General features: G+C 73.6%; 15 protein-coding genes. 13 read left to right on the top strand and 2 right to left on the bottom strand.

Annotation, left to right across the window (positions count from 1 at the left end; genetic code table 11):
- Positions 1–210: 210 nt before the first annotated feature.
- Both K4S16_RS08500 and K4S16_RS08495 read left to right on the top strand, forming a co-directional pair.
- A complete protein-coding gene (locus tag K4S16_RS08500; RefSeq protein WP_149258308.1) occupies positions 211–978 on the top strand; it encodes a DUF4239 domain-containing protein in 768 nt (255 codons plus the stop codon).
- A complete protein-coding gene (locus K4S16_RS08495) occupies positions 978–1,652 on the top strand; it encodes a hypothetical protein (RefSeq protein WP_149258307.1) in 675 nt (224 codons plus the stop codon). Before K4S16_RS08500 ends, K4S16_RS08495 begins: the two co-directional genes overlap by 1 nt.
- Before the next feature lie 65 nt (positions 1,653–1,717).
- Here K4S16_RS08495 and K4S16_RS08490 read toward each other — a convergent pair whose 3' ends face one another.
- Together K4S16_RS08490 and K4S16_RS08485 are read right to left on the bottom strand one after the other, a co-directional pair.
- Positions 1,718–3,049, bottom strand: a complete 1,332-nt coding sequence (locus K4S16_RS08490) for a DUF2252 domain-containing protein (protein WP_149258306.1) — start codon at positions 3,047–3,049, stop codon at positions 1,718–1,720.
- 52 nt (positions 3,050–3,101) lie between these two features.
- Positions 3,102–4,154, bottom strand: coding sequence for a zinc-binding dehydrogenase (locus tag K4S16_RS08485; RefSeq protein WP_235036659.1), 1,053 nt, complete (start codon positions 4,152–4,154; stop codon positions 3,102–3,104).
- Positions 4,155–4,290: 136 nt separating this feature from the next.
- Here K4S16_RS08485 and K4S16_RS08480 point away from each other — a divergent pair, with 136 nt between their 5' ends.
- From K4S16_RS08480 to K4S16_RS08430, 11 genes are all read left to right on the top strand, one after another.
- Positions 4,291–5,667 carry a KamA family radical SAM protein gene (locus tag K4S16_RS08480; RefSeq protein ID WP_149258305.1) on the top strand — a complete coding sequence of 459 codons (1,377 nt, stop codon included), beginning with the start codon at positions 4,291–4,293 and terminating at the stop codon, positions 5,665–5,667.
- 61 nt (positions 5,668–5,728) lie between these two features.
- A complete protein-coding gene (locus tag K4S16_RS08475; RefSeq protein WP_149258304.1) occupies positions 5,729–6,907 on the top strand; it encodes a cytochrome P450 in 1,179 nt (392 codons plus the stop codon).
- 63 nt (positions 6,908–6,970) lie between these two features.
- Positions 6,971–8,038 carry a DUF3616 domain-containing protein gene (locus K4S16_RS08470; protein WP_149258303.1) on the top strand — a complete coding sequence of 356 codons (1,068 nt, stop codon included), beginning with the start codon at positions 6,971–6,973 and terminating at the stop codon, positions 8,036–8,038.
- 83 nt (positions 8,039–8,121) lie between these two features.
- Complete coding sequence (locus tag K4S16_RS08465) at positions 8,122–9,330, top strand: acyl-CoA dehydrogenase family protein (RefSeq protein WP_149258302.1); 1,209 nt, start codon at positions 8,122–8,124, stop codon at positions 9,328–9,330.
- Positions 9,331–9,520: 190 nt separating this feature from the next.
- Positions 9,521–10,036, top strand: coding sequence for a DUF1707 and FHA domain-containing protein (locus tag K4S16_RS08460; protein WP_308800786.1), 516 nt, complete (start codon positions 9,521–9,523; stop codon positions 10,034–10,036).
- A gap of 145 nt (positions 10,037–10,181) precedes the next feature.
- Complete coding sequence (locus K4S16_RS08455) at positions 10,182–11,399, top strand: ROK family transcriptional regulator (protein ID WP_149258300.1); 1,218 nt, start codon at positions 10,182–10,184, stop codon at positions 11,397–11,399.
- Between the two features lie 63 nt (positions 11,400–11,462).
- Positions 11,463–12,788 carry an ABC transporter substrate-binding protein gene (locus tag K4S16_RS08450; RefSeq protein WP_149258299.1) on the top strand — a complete coding sequence of 442 codons (1,326 nt, stop codon included), beginning with the start codon at positions 11,463–11,465 and terminating at the stop codon, positions 12,786–12,788.
- 2 nt (positions 12,789–12,790) lie between these two features.
- Positions 12,791–13,765 carry a carbohydrate ABC transporter permease gene (locus K4S16_RS08445; RefSeq protein WP_200841750.1) on the top strand — a complete coding sequence of 325 codons (975 nt, stop codon included), beginning with the start codon at positions 12,791–12,793 and terminating at the stop codon, positions 13,763–13,765.
- Entirely contained in the window at positions 13,762–14,592 is an 831-nt protein-coding gene (locus K4S16_RS08440) for a carbohydrate ABC transporter permease (RefSeq protein WP_149258298.1), read from the top strand. The genes K4S16_RS08445 and K4S16_RS08440 overlap by 4 nt, the downstream gene beginning before the upstream one ends.
- Positions 14,589–15,845: a 6-phospho-beta-glucosidase gene (locus K4S16_RS08435; protein WP_149258297.1), complete on the top strand. Its 1,257-nt coding sequence runs from the start codon at positions 14,589–14,591 to the stop codon at positions 15,843–15,845. The genes K4S16_RS08440 and K4S16_RS08435 overlap by 4 nt, the downstream gene beginning before the upstream one ends.
- Positions 15,845–16,825 (top strand): N-acetylglucosamine kinase, encoded by a 981-nt coding sequence (locus K4S16_RS08430; RefSeq protein ID WP_149258296.1) that lies wholly within the window; start codon positions 15,845–15,847, stop codon positions 16,823–16,825. The genes K4S16_RS08435 and K4S16_RS08430 overlap by 1 nt, the downstream gene beginning before the upstream one ends.
- Positions 16,826–16,835 lie beyond the last annotated feature (10 nt).

Genomic DNA, 16,835 nt, shown 5'->3' with positions numbered 1-16,835 from the left:
GTTCTCTACGGGAGATCTTCCGGTACGAACACCGTATTCCACAAGAACTACCACCACATCTCCCGCACCTTCCGGTGGCGCACAGCCCCGCCTTCCCTCTGCCGACGACCATCTCACCCCCAGGTGACGGTCGGCGACAAACACCCCACGGCGACTCTAGGTAAAGCTATGCTCACCCCCGGTCATGGACGGGACGATTTCGGGAGGGGCATGATCATCTATTTCGCGGCCGCGGCCTGCGCCGTCGGCGTGGTCATCGTGGCGAGCCGGCTGGTGCGGCGGGCGCGCGGGACCGTGGACGACGGCGCCCCCGACGGCCCCACCTCGTCCCACACCGGCGCCATGCTCTCGGCGCTGTTCCTGCTGGCGTTCGCCATCGCCATCGTCGTGCCGTGGACCACGGCGGACGCCGCCCGCTCCAACACCTACACCGAGAGCCAGGCGATCACCGAGGCCTACTGGGCCGCCGAGCGCCTCCCCGCCGCGGACGCCCGGCGCGTCCAGGACGGGCTCATCACCTATGTCGAACTCGTCCGCGGCCCCGAGTGGCGGCTGATGGAGCACGGGCGCCTCAGCGCCCGGGCCTGGGCCGAACTGGACCGGCTGCGCCACGACGTCATCGCGATCCAGCCCGGCACCGACGAGGCCTCGGACGCCCGCGGCGCCGTCCTCGACCACCTCGGCGAGATCTCGGCCGCGCGCCGGCAGCGCGCCGCCGACGCCCGGACGACGCCGCCCGCCGGCCTGCTCGCCGTCACCGTCCTCACCGGCGCGGTGGTCCTGCTGCTGCCCTTCCTCGTGGGCGCCCGCCCCCGCGGCATGGCGCTGGTGCCGCTGGCGCTGATGGCGGCGCTGCTCGCCGCCGGCACCTACCTCACCGTCGACATCTCGCACGTGTTCACCGGCGCCCTCGCCGTCGGACCGGAGGCGTTCTCCGGTCTGCACGCCGACCTGCAGCGCATCGCGGGAGGCGGCTGATGCGCCGCCGCCCCACCCCGCCCGCCGCGCCCCGGTGGGCCCGCACCCTGCCGACGTGCACGCGGCGGTCCCGGCCCCTGAGGGCCCGCACCCTGCCGGCCTTCGCGCTGCCGGCCCTGGCCCTGCCCGCCGTCATGCTCGGCTTCCCGGCCACCGCGCAGGCCGACCCGCCGCCCACGCCCGGCATCGAGATCGGGGTCGACGTGTGCATCGACATCGAGATCGGCACCGGCTCCGCGGACGGCTGCGGCCTGCCGGACACCTCCGAACCCCCGCCCCCGGAGGAACCGCCTCCCGCCGAGCCTCCGCCGCCGGAAGAACCGCCCTCCGACACTCCGGAGGTCCCGGAACCGCCCCCGCCACCACCCCCGGAGGCACCGGAGCCGCCTCCGCAGCCCGGGCACCCCGCACCGGCTCCACCGCCCGCCGCCGCGCCGAAGCCACGACCCGTGGCGCTCGCCCCGCACGCGCCCAGCCCGTCCCCGCGGACGCGCCCCGAACCGGCGCCGCCCACGCACAAACCGCCCGAAAAGCGCCCACCGGTGCGACTGCACGCGGCGCCGCGCGCACAGAAGGCGCTGCCCAAGCGCCGCAACCCACTGCGCTCCTCGCTCGTACTGGTCGCCATCGCCGTCGTCGTCAGCGCCGGCACCGCCATCGCCTTCGCCCACTGAACCGAGCACGGAACGTCAGAACGCCCCGACCGCGGCGGGTCGGGGCGTTCGGGGGGCGGACGCGGCTACAGGCCGGGGATCTCGTGGTTGCGGAAGGCGTCCACGAAGTAGGTGTGGTCCTGCCGGACGATCTCGGCGTACTCGGTGCCGAAGGCCACCATCGCCTCGACGAAGTCCGACTCGTCCGGGCCGATCACCGCGTCGATGGCGTCCTCGACCTGGAAACCGACGAGGGTGTGGTCGGAGTCGGTGTCGGACACGCAGTGCACCTTGGCGGTGGCGCGGCCCAGGTCGTCCAGCACCGACAGCATGTCCTCGGGCTCGGTGAGGCCGCTCCAGTCCAGGTCGGCCTCGTAGGGCGACAGCTCCTGCACGACGTAGCCGACGCCGTCGATCTGGGTGTGGCCGAGCCACGGGTCGCTGTTGGCCTGCAGCGCGCGCCGCGAGACGGCCGTGCGGTGGCCGTGGTGCTGGAAGTACTCGCGGATGCGGGGGTCGTCGACGACACGGCTGGCCGCGGCGACGTTGCCCTGCTTCATCGACAGGATGACGTCGTTCTCCAGCGCCTGGGTGTTGCCCTCCACGAGGATGTTGTAGGCCGACAGCCCGGCCGAGCCGATGCCGAACCCGGACGCGCCCACGATGTCCTTGATCACGTAGGTGAGGCTGCCGAAGCGCTTCTCCTTCGGGATGGTCTTCAGGTACTCCTCGTAGGCGGCCTCGACCTTGGCGCGCTCGGCGTCGTCCAGGCGCCGGACGCCGGGGCGGTCGAGGAAGCGCCGATCGGGCCCCGACACGACGGTCATGCCGTCAAGCAGCCCGGTGCGGGTGCCGCCCATCGCGTCGACCAGCACGTCGCGGACGTAGCCGTCGGTGGTGTCGAGCGTCAGCGCGAACTTCTCGTCGCCCTCGTGCGCGGCGAACTTGCGGACCTGGTCGACGTAGGCGCGCACGTAGGCCTCGATGAGCCGGCGGATGTCGGCGTCGGAGATCGCCTTCTGCCACGCCAGCAGCGCCAGGCTGGCCACCAGGCGCTTGACGTCCCAGGTGAAGTGGCCGACGTAGGCCTCGTCGTAGTCGTTGACGTCGAAGACGAAGACGCCGTCGTCGTTCATGTAGGTGCCGAAGTTCTGCGCGTGCAGGTCGCCCTGGATCCACACGCGGGACGTGCGATCGTCGGCCCACGGGTCGTCGTCGTGGGCGATGTCGGCGTAGAACAGGCACGCGCTGCCCCGGTAGAACGCGAACGGGTCCGAGGCCATCTTGCGGAAGCGGCGGCGGAACTCGGCGGGGCTGCGCTCCATCAGGTCCGAGAACGCGTCGACCAGGACGTCGACGATCTGCGCCTGCCGCTCCTTCGGGTCCCGCCCGCGCAGCTCCTCGGTGATGCTCGCCATGCTCTCTCCCTCGATGATCGGACGGTCCCCGCCACGGCCGGGACGTTTCCGGTCATTCTGCCGAATCCGCACCGGTCCGGGAGGTGAACAGCGCACGCACGGCGGGTTCCGACCGCACCAGGTCAAGGGCGGTCTCGGCGTGCCCGGGGACGTAGCCGTTCCCGATGAGCATCGTGACGTCGGCGGCCAGCCCCTCGGCGCCGAGCGCGGCGGCCGGGAACGAGGTCGCCATCGAGAAGAACACCACGGTGCCGCCGGGGGCGGTGGCGAGGATCGCGCCGTGCTCGCAGCCCGGCACGTCGACGCACACGACGGTGACGTCGACCGGCTCGCCGACGGCGGCCGCGACGGCCACCGGGTCGCGGGCGTCGGCGCGCACGACGGCGTCGGCCAGGCCGGACGCAACGAGCCGCTCCTCCTCCTCGGCGGTGGGGACGAGCCCGATCACGCGGGACGCGCCGGCGCGGCGGGCGGCGGCCAGCGACAGGCACCCGCTCTTGCCGGCGGCGCCCAGCACGGCCACGGTGGGGCCGCCGCCGCGGGCCGCGACGACGCGGTGCGTGAGCGCGGGCGCGCCGCACACGTCCATGACGGCGAGAGCCAGCGGCACCGGCATGTCGTCGGGGAGGACGGCGGCGATGGAGCGGCCGAACAGGATCGCGTGGCCGCGCGCCGGGACCTGCTCCGACCGCCCGTCCCACCCGGCGAGCCCGTCGGTGATCGCGAGCGGGGTGAGGGTGAGCGACACCAGGGTGGCGACGCGGTCGCCGGGCTTCAGGCCGAGCGGCGAGTCCGGCCCGGCCTCCTCGACCACCCCGACGAGCATGCCGCCCGACCCGGTCACCGGGTTGTGCATCTTGCCGCGCTCCCCGATGATCCGCAGCACCTCGGCGCGGATCGCGTCCGGGTCGCCGCCGTGCGCGGTGTGCAGCTGGCGGAAGGACGCGGCGTCCAGGTTGAGGCGCTCGACGCCGATCCGCACCTCGTCCGGCCGGATCCGCGGGTCGGGATCCAGCCGGAGCGCGGCCTGCGGCAGCACGCCCGCGGGCTCCAGCACGCGGTGCAGCCCGACCGCCGTCCCGGTCCCGCCTCCGGTCATCGCCATGCCGTCCTTCTCCTAACATCGGGTGGTGTTACGCAAGATATCCAGGGCACCCCTGGTTTCATCGAAAGTCTTCCCGTAACGTCGGCGGCATACAAGACTTTTATGCGATCAATGTGAGGCGAGGAGGCGGTCGACGATGACCACTGCCCTGCACCCGGACGCCCTCCAGTCCGAGGAGGCCGCGCGCCAGCCGTACGCCTACCGGCGCCGGCCGCTGGTGGAGCCCGACTGGCGGCGCCTGCCGGGATGGCGGGACGTCACGGAGGCCGAGTGGGAGTCCGCGCAGTGGCAGCGTGCCCACTGCGTGAAGAACGTGCGGCAACTGCGCCGCGTCATGGGCGACCTGCTGGACGAGCGCTTCTACGCCGACCTGGAGCGCGACCAGGCCGAGCGCGCCACCATGTCGATGCTGCTGCCGCCGCAGATGCTCAACACGATGGACGCCTCCTCGACGGAGGCCTTCTACGCCGACCCCGTGCGCCGCTACATGCTCCCGGTGTTCAGCGACCGGCGCACCGACTGGCCGTCCCACCCGCACGCCTCCCGCGACTCGCTGCACGAGGCCGAGATGTGGGCGGTGGAGGGGCTCACCCACCGCTACCCCACCAAGGTCCTGGCCGAGCTCCTGCCGACCTGCCCGCAGTACTGCGGCCACTGCACCCGCATGGACCTGGTCGGCAACTCCACGCCGACCGTCGACAAGCACAAGTTCACCATCAAGCCGCCGGACCGGCTCGGCGCCATGCTGGACTACCTGCGCCGCTCCCCCGGCGTCCGGGACGTGGTCGTCTCCGGCGGCGACGTCGCCAACATGCCGTGGGCGCGGCTGGAGTCGTTCGTCGACTCGCTGCTGGACATCGAGAACATCCGCGACATCCGGCTGGCCAGCAAGGCGCTCATGGGGCTGCCGCAGCACTGGCTGCAGGACGACGTCCGCGCCGGCATGGAGCGCCTGGCGACCAAGGCGAACGCGCGCGGCGTGCAGATCGCCATCCACACCCACGTCAACGCCGCCCAGTCGGTGACGCCGATGGTCGCCAAGGCCGCCCGCGCGATGCTCGACACCGGCATCCGCGACGTGCGCAACCAGGGCGTGCTGCTGCGCGGCGTCAACGACACGCCCGAGGCGCTGCTCGACCTGTCGTTCGCGCTGCTGGACGAGGCCGGGATCCTGCCGTACTACCTGTACATGTGCGACATGATCCCCAGCAGCGAGCACTGGCGGCTCGCGGTCTGGGAGGCGCAGGAGCTGCAGCACGCGATCATGGGCTACCTGCCCGGCTTCGCCACCCCGCGGATCGTCTGCGACGTCCCCTACGTCGGCAAGCGGTGGGTGCACCAGCTCGCCGAGTACGACCGCGAGCGCGGCATCTCCTACTGGACGAAGAACTACCGCACCGGCCTGGAGCTGTCCGACCCCGACGCGCTGACCCGGCGCTACGAGTACCACGACCCGATCTACACGCTGCCCGAAGAGGGGCAGGCGTGGTGGCGGCAGCGGTCGGAGACCTGAGCCGCAACGGCCGACGCCTTTACATTGTAGATCAGGAATCTGCCGGAATAGTCTGGGACGGGTGAGCCTCGACCTGACCGCCCGCTTCCCGCTCGGCGCCTCGGTGACGGCCGCCGACCTGGAGGACGACCCGCACCCGCACCTGGCCCGGCTGCGCGAGCGCGAACCCGTCACCTGGCTGCCCGCGCTGGGCGGCTGGCTGGTGACCGCCCGCCGCCCGGCGCTGGAGGTCATGCGCGACGCGGACACCTACACCGTGGACGATCCGCGCTTCTCCACCGCCCAGGTCGTCGGGCCGAGCATGCTGTCGCTGGACGGCCCGGCCCACACCCGGCACCGCGACGCGTTCGCACGGCCTTTCCGCCCGGCGCGGACCCGGGAGCGGTTCACCCGGTTCGTGGAGGCCGAGACCGACCGGCTCGTCGGCGCGCTGGCGCCGGCGGGCCGCGCCGAGCTGCGCGGCGAGCTGGCCGGGCCGCTCGCCGTCGCGGTCGTCACCGAGGCCCTCGGCCTGTCCGGGGTGGTCGCCGGCACCGTCCGCTCCTGGTACGGCGCGTTCGTCGAGGCCGTGTCCGCCATCACCGCGGGCGGCGCGGCGCCCGAGCGCGCCGGCGAGGCGTACCGGCTGCTGGGCGCGGCGGTCCGGGAGGCGGTCGACGCGGCCCGGCCGGGGTCGCTGCTGGCCGAGGCCGCCGGCCGGGGCCTGCGCGCCCCCGAGGTCGTCGCGAACGCCGCGATCCTGATGTTCGGCGGCATCGACACCACCGAGGGCATGATCGCCAACGCGGCGCTGCACCTGCTCGGGCACCCCGACCAGCTCCGGCTCGTCCGGGACGACCCGGGCCTGCTGCCCGCCGCGATCGAGGAGTCCCTGCGGCTGGAGCCCGCGGCCTCGGTCGTCGACCGGTACGCCACCCGCGACGCCCGGCTCGGCGATGCGGACGTCCGGGCCGGCGACCTCGTGCGGGTCTCGATCGCCGGAGCGGGCCGCGACCCCTCGGTGTTCCCCGACCCCGACCGCTACGACGTGCGGCGCCGCAACGCCGCCGAGCACCTGGCGTTCGCGCACGGACCCCACTTCTGCTTCGGCGCGCACCTGGCCCGGCTGGAGGCCCGCACCGCGCTCACCGCGCTGCTGGACCGCCTGCCCGGGCTCCGGCTCGATCCGTCCCGGCCCGCCCGCCCGCGCGGGCTGGTCTTCCGCAAGCCGCCGCGGCTGGACGTCCGCTGGGAGGCCTGAGGGCCGGTTGTGGACCGTTCCCCCGCGTCGCCACAGGTCGCGGCCCTGTGGGAGCATTCCCCAATGATCGTGGAACGCCGGGTCGAGCTGCGCTTCGACCAGGAGAGCCGTGAGGCCGAGACGCACACCAACCTTTCCGCCGTGCGCCAGGACGGCCGCTGCCTGTGGGTGGCGGGCGACGAGACCGCCACCATCGAGCGGCTCACCGCCGTCACGGACGACGACGGGCGCGTCACCGGCTACGACGGGCAGGTCACGGTCGCGCTCGCCGACCTCGTCCCGCTGCCGGCCGGCCCCGACGAGGAGGCCGACATCGAGGGCCTCGCCCGGGCCGACGGATGGCTGTGGGCGATCGGCTCGCACAGCCTCAAGCGCAAGAAGATCAAGCCGGGCAACGGCGACGCCAAGGCGCGCAAGCGCCTGGCGACCGTCGTGCGGGAGGACAACCGCTACATCCTCGCCCGCATCCCCCTGGTCACCGGCGACGACGGGCTGCCCCGCGCCGTCCGCGACGACGGGGACCGCACCGCGGCCGTGCTCGGCCTGGACAAGGACTCCATCGCCGACCTGCTGGCCGACGACCCGCACCTCGCCCCGTTCCTGCCCATCCCGAGCAAGGACAACGGCCTGGACATCGAGGGCGTCGCCGTGCACGGCGACCGCCTCTACATCGGGCTCCGCGGGCCGGTGCTGCGCGGCTGGGCGGTGCTGGTGGAGATCCGCCCCGCCCCGCACCCCCGGGACCCGAGACGCCTGCAGGCGCTGCCCGTCGGCGACGACGGCGAGCCCTACCGCACCCACTTCCTGGACCTCGGCGGCCTCGGCGTGCGCGACCTGTGCCCGCACGGCGACGACCTGCTCGTCCTCACCGGGCCGAGCATGGACCTGGACGGCCCGGTGCGGCTCGTGCGGTGGCCGGGCGCGGCCCGCGCCGACGCCGGCGAGATCGTCACGGCCGAGGAGCTCGAGGTGCTGGGCGAGCTGCCCCACGGCGACGGCGACGACCACGCCGAGGGCATCGCCGTGCTGGACGAGCCGGGCACCCGCATCCTCGTCGTGTACGACAGCCCCTCCCCCGACCGGCTCACGGCGGACGGCGGCGTCCTCGCCGACGTCGTCCGTCTCGGTTAGCGGACCCGCGATAAGCGTTCGCTTTCAGACTCTGCTTTGATGGGCCCCGTTACGCGGCAGGAGTCGAGAGGGCGGGGCAGAGCATGATCGAGTGGTCCGAGGAAGACCTGATGATCCGGGACGCGGTGCGCGGCTGGATCGACGCGGAGGTCCGCCCGAACCTGGACGCGCTGGAGTCGGGCGAGCTGCCGCCCTACGATCTGCTCCGCAGCCTCTACAAGACGTTCGGGATGGACGAGATGGCCCGCTCGTCCTTCCAGTCCCGGCTGGCCAAGGAGCGCGAGGGCGGCGCCGCCGGCTCCGACGGCGAGCGGGCCGGCGGCGGCAGCGCGGCGATGTCGATGATCCCGGTCATCGAGCTGTGCAAGGTCGCGCCCGGCCTGGTCTCGGCGATGGGCGTCGGGCTCGGCCTCGCCGCCGGGACGATCATGAAGCGCGGCACCCCCGAGCAGAAGGAGCGCTGGGCGCTCCCGCTGCTCACCATGGAGAAGGTCGGCGCCTGGGCGATCACCGAGCCGAACTCCGGGTCCGACGCGTTCGGCGGGATGCAGGCCACCGCGCGCAAGGACGGCGACGAGTACGTCCTCAACGGCAGCAAGACCTTCATCACCAACGGCCCCTACGCCGACACGATCGTCTTCTACTGCAAGCTCGACCAGGGCGAGGACCCCCGCAACCGCGAGATCCTCACCTTCGTCCTCGACCGGGGCATGCCGGGCCTGGAGCAGAGCAAGCCGCTGCGCAAGATGGGGCTGCACTCCTCCCCCACCGGCGAGCTGTTCCTCAACGACGTGCGCGCGGGAGCCGACCGGCTCCTGTCCTCCGGCGCGCAGGGCGGCAAGGAGTCGGCCCGGCAGAACTTCGTCACCGAGCGCGCCGGCGTCGCCGCGATGGCCCTCGGCGTCATCGAGGAGTGCCTGAAGCTCTCGGTCGAGTACGCCAAGACCCGCGAGCTGTGGGGCCAGCGCATCGGCGACTTCCAGCTCATCCAGCTGAAGCTGGCGAAGATGGAGGTCGCGCGCCTCAACGTGCAGAACCTGGTGTTCCGGCACATCGAGATGCAGCGCGCCGGACGCACCCCCACCCTCGCCGAGGCGTCGGCGATGAAGCTGTACGCCGCGCAGGCCGCCAGCGAGGTCGCGCAGGAGGCCGTGCAGCTGTTCGGCGGCAACGGCTACATGAGCGAGTACCGCGTGGAGCAGCTCGCCCGCGACGCCAAGTCCTTCCAGATCTACGCCGGCACCGACGAGATCCAGATCACCCACATCGCCCGCGACCTGCTGTCGCGCTGAGCCCCCCGGCCGACAAGGCCCGGCGTCCGCACGCCGCCGCCCCGTCCGCGAACTTCCGGGGGCGGGGCGGCGTCGAAAAGGTGGAGGGCGGGTGAGGCCGATCGCCCGTCCTCGGCCCGACGGGCCTTTCTGGACAGCCGACGATGGGGACTGGATACTCACAGCTATGGACGGTCAGCCCTCATTCCCGGTGAGAGCGTCGGACACGGAGCGGGACCGGGTGCTGCGCGTCCTCAGCGACCGCGTGGCCGAGGGCCGGATGTCGGACGAGACGTTCGAGCGGCGCGTCGACCAGGTGCTGCAGGCGCGCAGCAAGGCCGAACTGGCCGACATCGTGCACGACCTGCCGGCCTCCAACCGCGTCATGAACCGGCTGACCGGCCTGATCTCCTCGGTCTCGCAGGCGACCGCGCGGATCGAGGCGGCGTGGCGGGCGCCGCGGCTGCCCCGGTTCATGCTGCCCCCGCGCGAGCTCGGCCGCATCGTCGTCGGCCGCGCCCCCGCCTGCCAGTTCATCCTCACCGACCTCACCGTCTCCCGGTTCCACGCCGAGATCTACCGCGCGGACGAGGGCTGGATGGTCTCCGACCTCGGCTCGATGAACGGGACCCGGGTCAACGGGTACCGGCTGACCGGCCCGGCCCGCGTCCGTCCCGGCGACGAGATCGGCTTCGGCAACTCCGCCTTCATCGTCACCGCGCCCTGATCCCCCTCACCTCGCCGCAGTCGGCCTGCGCCTCGATAGCGGGCGGTTCACGGCGGCCGTGACCGGCCCCGGCCCTTGACGTATCCGTTAAGAGTCCTTACTTTTCCTTCAAGTTAGGAAACTTTCCTAATTTGGAGGAGCCGCCGTGTCCGCGCCCGTCCCCGGAACCCCCAGCCTGCTGCGGGCGATCAACGACCGCGCGGCCCTGGAGGCGCTGCTGGCCCGGGGGCCGCTGACCCGCCCGCAGATCTCCGACCTCACCGGCATCTCCAAGCCGACCGCCTCCCAGCTGCTCGCCCGGCTGGAGCAGGCCGGGCTCGTCGTCCGCGACGGCGTCCGCGAGGGCCTGCCCGGCCGCACCGCCGAGCTGTACCGGATCAACGGCGCCGCCGCCCACGTGGCGGGCGCCGACGTCACCCCTGCGCGGATCCGCGCCAGCGTCGCCGACCTCGCCGGGACGGTCGTCGGCGAGCACACGCTGCCGACCCCCGGACGCACCGGCGTGGACGTCGTCGCCCGGATGGCCGCCGCGCTCGACGGGGCCGCCGCCGCGGCCGGGCTCACCCGGGACCGCCTCGACCGGGCCGTCATCGGCATCCAGGGCGCCGTCGACCCCGCCACCGGCCGCCTCGGGTACGCCTCGCACATCCCCGGCTGGCACATCCCCGACCTGGTGGAGACGCTGAGCGGCGGGCTCGGCGTCCGCGTCGCGATCGAGAACGACGTCAACCTCGCCGCGCTCGCCGAGCGGTCCGGCGGGCGGGCCGCGGGCGCGGCGGACTTCGTCCTGCTGTGGGTCGCCGACGGCGTCGGGATGGCCGTCGTGCTGAACGGGACGCTGCACCGGGGCGCGACCGGCGGCGCCGGCGAGATCGGCTACATGCCCGCCGCAGGCGCCCCGCTCATGCGGGACGTGCGCCGCACCCGCACCGGCGGCGTGCACAGCCTCACCGGCGGCGCGGCCGTGCTGAGGCTGATGCGCGAGCACGGCTTCCGCGGCCGGGACGCCGCCGCCGCGCTCGGCCGCGCCGCCGCCGACGTGGAGACCGAGGGCAGGCGCACCGCCACCGGCGCGGGCGCCCGCGCGGAACGCGCCCTCACCGAGCTCGCCACCAGGCTCGGCGCCACGCTCGCCACCGTCGTCGCGGTCGTCGACCCCGCGCTCGTCGTCCTCACCGGCGACGTCCTGCTCGCCGGCGGGGAACCGCTCCGCGCGCGCATCGAACAGCACCTGCACAGCCTCACGATCCCGCGCCCCGAGGTGCGGCTCAGCACCGTCCAGGGCAACCCCGTCCTGGCCGGGGCGCTCCAGCAGGCGCTCCGGGAGACCCGAGACGAGGTCTTCACCACCACCGTCCCCTGACCCACCGGCCCCGACCGCGCCCTCCTCCTACCACGCCGTTCCCCACCCCTAAGGAGAACCGGAGTGCCCCCCACCACAACGCGCCGGCTCGCGGCGGCCACGGCCGCCGCCGGGCTCGGCCTCGCGACCGCGTGCACGGCCGGCGGCGACCCGTCGGGCAAGGGCCCGGCGTCCGACGAGAGGCAGACCATCGAGGTCTGGCACGGCTGGAGCGCCCCGCACGAGGTGAAGGCCTTCCAGGACGCCGTGGCCGGCTTCAACAGGGCCCACCCCAACATCACCGTCAAGCTGGTCAACGGCCAGACCGACGACCGCATCACCAACGCCATCCGCGGCGGGAACCCCCCGGACGTGGTGTCGTCCTTCACCACCGACAGCGTCGGGCAGTGGTGCCGGAGCGGCGCCTGGCAGAACCTCGCGCCCTACATCGCCAAGTCCAGGCTGGACCTGGGCCAGTTCCCGCCGGCGGTGCGCAGCTACACCGAGTACAAGGGCACCCGCTGCGCGATGCCGCTGCTGGCCGACGCCTACGGCCTCTACTACAACAAGAAGCTCATGAAGGGCGAGCAGCCGCCCAGGACGATGGGCGAGCTGACCCGCCTGGCCAAGAAGCTCACCGTCCGCGACCCCGACGGGACCATCAAGGTCGCGGGATTCCTACCGTCCGTCCAGTACTACGAGCACCAGGTCCAGCACCTGGCGCCCCAGTTCGGCGTCACATGGCTGACCCGTGACGGCAGGGCCGACTTCTCCGGCGACCCCGCCTTCCAGGCCTACCTGAAGTGGAACAAGAGCCTCATCGACTGGTACGGCTACGGCAACGTCAAGAAGTTCCTGCGCTCGATGGGCCAGGAGTTCGAGTCGTCCAACCCGTTCCAGAAGGGGAGGACGGCGATGGCCGTGGACGGCGAGTGGCGCACCAGGTTCATCCAGGAGGAGGCGCCGAGGCTCGACTACGGCACGGCGCCCGTCCCCGTCTCCGACGAGCGCGCGAGCGCCTACGGCGGCGGGTTCGTCACCGGAACCGTCATCGGCGTCCCGCGCGGCGCCAGGCACGCCCCGGCCGCATGGGAGTTCGTCCGGTACCTCACCACGGACACCGGCGCTCTGGTCACGTTCGCCAACGCGCTCGGCAACGTGCCCTCCACGATCCCGGCGCTGTCGTCGCCGGGGCTGAGGCTGCCGCCGCAGTTCCGGACGTTCCTCGACGTCTTCCGGAACCCGCACAGCTCCACAACGCCGCCGACCCCGAACGGCAACGACTACGTCGTCCGGTTCGAGAAGTTCGTCCAGGACGAGTGGGAGCCCGGCAAGGTGAAGGACCTCGGCGCGGCGCTGGAGAGGCTCGACGGCGAGGTCGACGACTCCCTCAAGCTCGCCGGAGGCTGACCGTGGCATCCGGATCACTTCGCCTCCCGCTCACCGGAGCGCGGGGCGGGACGGCGGCGCGGGCGCGGCTGCGCCGGCGGCTCCGGGTCCTGGCGTTCCTGTCCCCCTGGCTCGCCGGGTTCGGCCTGTTCTTCGCCTACCCCCTCGCCGCCACCGTCTACTTCTCCTTCACCCGCTACAACCTGTTCACCCTGGAGTACGCGGGGCTGGACAACTACACCTACCTGCTGCACGACCGCGACGCCCGCACGGCGATGCGCAACACGCTGTGGCTGGTCGCCGTGCTCGTCCCGCTGCGGGTGCTGTTCGGCCTCGGCGCCGCCCAGCTGCTCACCAGGATCAAGCGGGGCGCGGGCGTGCTGCGCTCGATCCTCTACCTGCCCTACCTCGTGCCGCCGGTCTCGGCCACGGTCGCGTTCGTGTTCCTGCTGAACCCCGGCACCGGCCCCTTACCGACGGTCTCCGCGCGGCTCGGGATCCCGCTGCCCGACTTCTTCAACGACCCCGGCTGGGCCAAGCCCGGCCTGACCCTGCTCGGGCTGTGGGCGGTCGGCGACGTCATGATCATCATGCTGGCCGCGCTGCTGAACGTGCCCGCGTCGCTGTACGAGGCGGCCGCGATCGACGGCGCCGGCGCCTGGGCCCGGTTCCGGCACATCACGCTGCCGACCGTGTCCCCCGTCCTGGCGTTCTCCGCCGTCACCGGCGTCATCGAGACGCTGCAGTACTTCACGCAGCCGATGGTGGCGGGCAAGGTCGCATCCGGGCGCGCCGACCTGCCCGGCGTCCAGTACTCCCCCGGCTACCCCGACGGCTCCACGCTGACGTTCCCGCAGTGGCTGTACGACCAGGGGTTCCGCCAGTTCAACATGGGCTACGCGTGCGTGCTGGCGCTGGTCATGTTCGCCACCGCGATGGCGTTCACCGTGGTCCTGCTCCGCAGGTTCCGCGCGTTCGCCGGAGAGGAGGCGGGATGACCCGGGGAGGGCGCGCCCGCCGGGCGCTGCTGTGGCTCGCCGTGCACGCGACCGCCGTCGCCATCGGCGTGATGTTCCTGGCACCGCTGGCGTTCATCGCGCTGACCGCCGTGATGACCGACCGGCAGGCGCTCGGCGGCGACCTGTGGCCGCGCGACTGGCGGTTCGGCAACTTCGCCGAGGTGTTCGGCGGCGACATGGTCCGCTGGACCGTCAACAGCACCGTGTACGCGGGGCTGTCGACGCTGTTCATGCTGGTCTCCAGCGTCCCGGTGGCCTACGCGCTGGCCCGCTTCCGGTTCCGCGGGCGGGGCCTCGCGCTCGTCGTGGTGGTCTCGGCGATGATGCTGCCGCCGCAGGTCACCATGGTGCCGCTGTACATCGTCTGGGCCCGCCTCGGGTTGACCGGCACCCTGTGGCCGCTGATCATCCCGCAGCTGTTCGGGGACGCGTTCTCCATCTTCCTGCTCCGCCAGTTCCTGGTGACGATCCCCCGCGAGTACGCCGACGCCGCCCGCGTGGACGGCTGCGGCGAGCTGCGCACGATGCTGCGGGTCGTCCTGCCCATGGCGAAGCCCGCCCTGGCCGCGGTGGCGCTGTTCCAGTTCTTCTACTGCTGGAACGACTACTTCCGGCCGCTGGTCTACGCCGACCCCGACCACTGGACGCTGGCCATCGGCGTCGCCACGTTCCGCGCCGCCCACCACGTCGAGTGGAACCTCACCATGGCCGCGACGCTGCTGACGATCCTGCCGGTGCTGGTGGTGTTCTTCCTCGCCCAGCGCGTGTTCGTCCAGGGCGTGACCCTGGCGGGGGTGAAGGGGTGAAGCTCACGGTCATCGGGGGCGGGTCCACCTACACACCGGAGCTGGTGGACGGCCTCGCGCGGGCGCACGCGGCGCTGCCGGTGTCGGAGCTGGTGCTGGCCGACCCCGACGCCCGGCGGCTGGAGCTCGTCGGCGGGCTCGCCGCGCGGATGCTCTCCCGCGCCGGCCACCCCGCCCGGGTCGTCACCACCGGCGACCTGGACGAGGCGGTCGCGGACGCGACGGTCGTCCTGCTCCAGCTGCGCGTCGGCGGGCAGGCGGCCCGCCGCCTCGACGAGACGCTGCCGCTGGCCTGCGGCTGCGTCGGGCAGGAGACGACCGGCGCCGGCGGCCTCGCCAAGGCGCTGCGCACCGTCCCGGTCGTGCTGGACATCGCCGCGCGCGTCGCCGCCCGCGCCCCGCGCGCCTGGATCATCGACTTCACCAACCCGGTCGGCATCGTCACCCGCGCCCTGCTGGACGCCGGGCACCGCGCGGTCGGCCTGTGCAACGTCGCGATCGGGTTCCAGCGGCGCGCCGCGGCGCTGCTGGACGTCCCGCCGGACCGGGTGGGCCTCGGCCACGCCGGCCTCAACCACCTCACGTGGGTGCGGTCGGTCCTGCTCGACGGACGCGACGTCCTGCCGGACCTGCTCGACCGGCACCCCGCCGAGCTCGCCGCGGTCTCCGGCCTTCCCGCCCCCTTCCTGCGGGCCCTCGGCGCCGTCCCGTCCTACTACCTGCGCTACTTCTACGAGCACGACCGCGTCGTCCGGGAGCAGCGCGGCGCGCCGTCGCGGGCCGAGGAGGTCGCCGCGCTCGAACGCGACCTCCTGGAGGCCTACGCCGACCCCTCCCTGGACACCAAGCCCGCCCGGCTCGCCGAGCGCGGCGGCGCGTTCTACTCCGAGGCCGCCGTGCGGCTGGCCGCGTCGCTGCTGGGCGGGCGCGGCGACGCCCAGGTCGTCAACGTGCGCAACCACCGCACGCTGCCGTTCCTGGACGACCGCGCGGTCGTCGAGGTCCCGGCGCGGATCACCGCCTCCGGGGCGGTGCCGCTGCCCGTCCCGCCCATGGAGCCGCTGTTCGCCGGGCTGATCGCGCACGTGGCGGCGTACGAGGAGCTGGCCCTGGACGCCGCCCTGCGCGGCGGCCTCGAACGCGTCACCACCGCGCTGCTCGCGCACCCGCTCGTGGGGCGGATCGAGACGGCCGAGCGCCTCGCCCGCGACCTCGTCGCCGCCAACCGCGCCCACCTGCCGTGGGCCGCCTGATGGGGGCGGGCGTCCTCGTCGCCGTCGACGGCGGCAACAGCAAGACCGACGCGGCCGTCGCCACCACCGCCGGGGAGTTGCTCGCCACCGTGCGCGGCGCGGGCTTCCGCCCGCAGACCGCGGGTCTCGACGCCGCGCTGGACGCGTTGACGGCGGACCTCGGCGGCGCGCTGCGGAAGGCCGGGGCCGCGGCCGGCGACGTCGTCCACCTCGCCGCCTACATGGCCAACGTCGACCTGCCGGGCGAGGAGGAGCGCCTGGAGAAGCTCCTGCTCGCCCGGGGCGCCGCCCCGAGCGTGACCGTCGGAAACGACACGTTCGCGCTGCTGCGCAGCGCCGCCACCGAGGGCTGGGGCGTCGCGGTGGTGTGCGGCGCCGGCATCAACTGCGCAGGTGTCGCCCCCGACGGGCGCACCGCCCGGTTCCCGTCCCTCGGCCCCCACACCGGCGACTGGGGCGGCGGCGCGGAACTGGGCCGCGCGGCCCTGTGGCACGCCGTCCGCGGCGAGGACGGACGGGGACCGGAGACGGCGCTGACCGCCGCGGTCGCCGCCCACTTCGGCGTGCCCCGCGCCGTCGACGTCGGCCTCGCCCTCCACCTCGGCGAGATCGACCAGGGCCGCCTCACCGGCCTCGCCCCCGTCCTGCTCGACGCCGCCGAGGCCGGCGACGCGGCGGCGCGCGGCACGGTGCTCCGGCTCGCCGAGGAGGTGGCGGTCCTCGGCTCGGTCGCCCTGCGCCGCCTGGACCTGCTGCACTCCCCCGCCGACGTCGTCCTCGGCGGCGGCGTCCTGGCCGCCCGCCGCCCCCTTCTGATGGACGCGGTCGCGGACCGCTACGCCGCCCTCGCCCCCCGCGCGCGCCTGCTCGTCCCCGAGGACCCTCCGCTCCTCGGCGCCGCGCTCCTCGCCCTCGACCACGTCGGCGCCGCGCCGTCCGCCCACGAGGCCCTGCGCGTCGCTTTCCGCCGCGGCCCTTGACGTTGTAAGG

It is taken from the genome of Actinomadura sp. K4S16, assembly GCF_008327685.1.
Classification (GTDB): Bacteria; Actinomycetota; Actinomycetes; order Streptosporangiales; family Streptosporangiaceae; genus Spirillospora.
The sequence above is the reverse complement of the archived record's forward strand: the minus strand, read 5'-3'. Positions and strand labels throughout refer to the sequence as shown.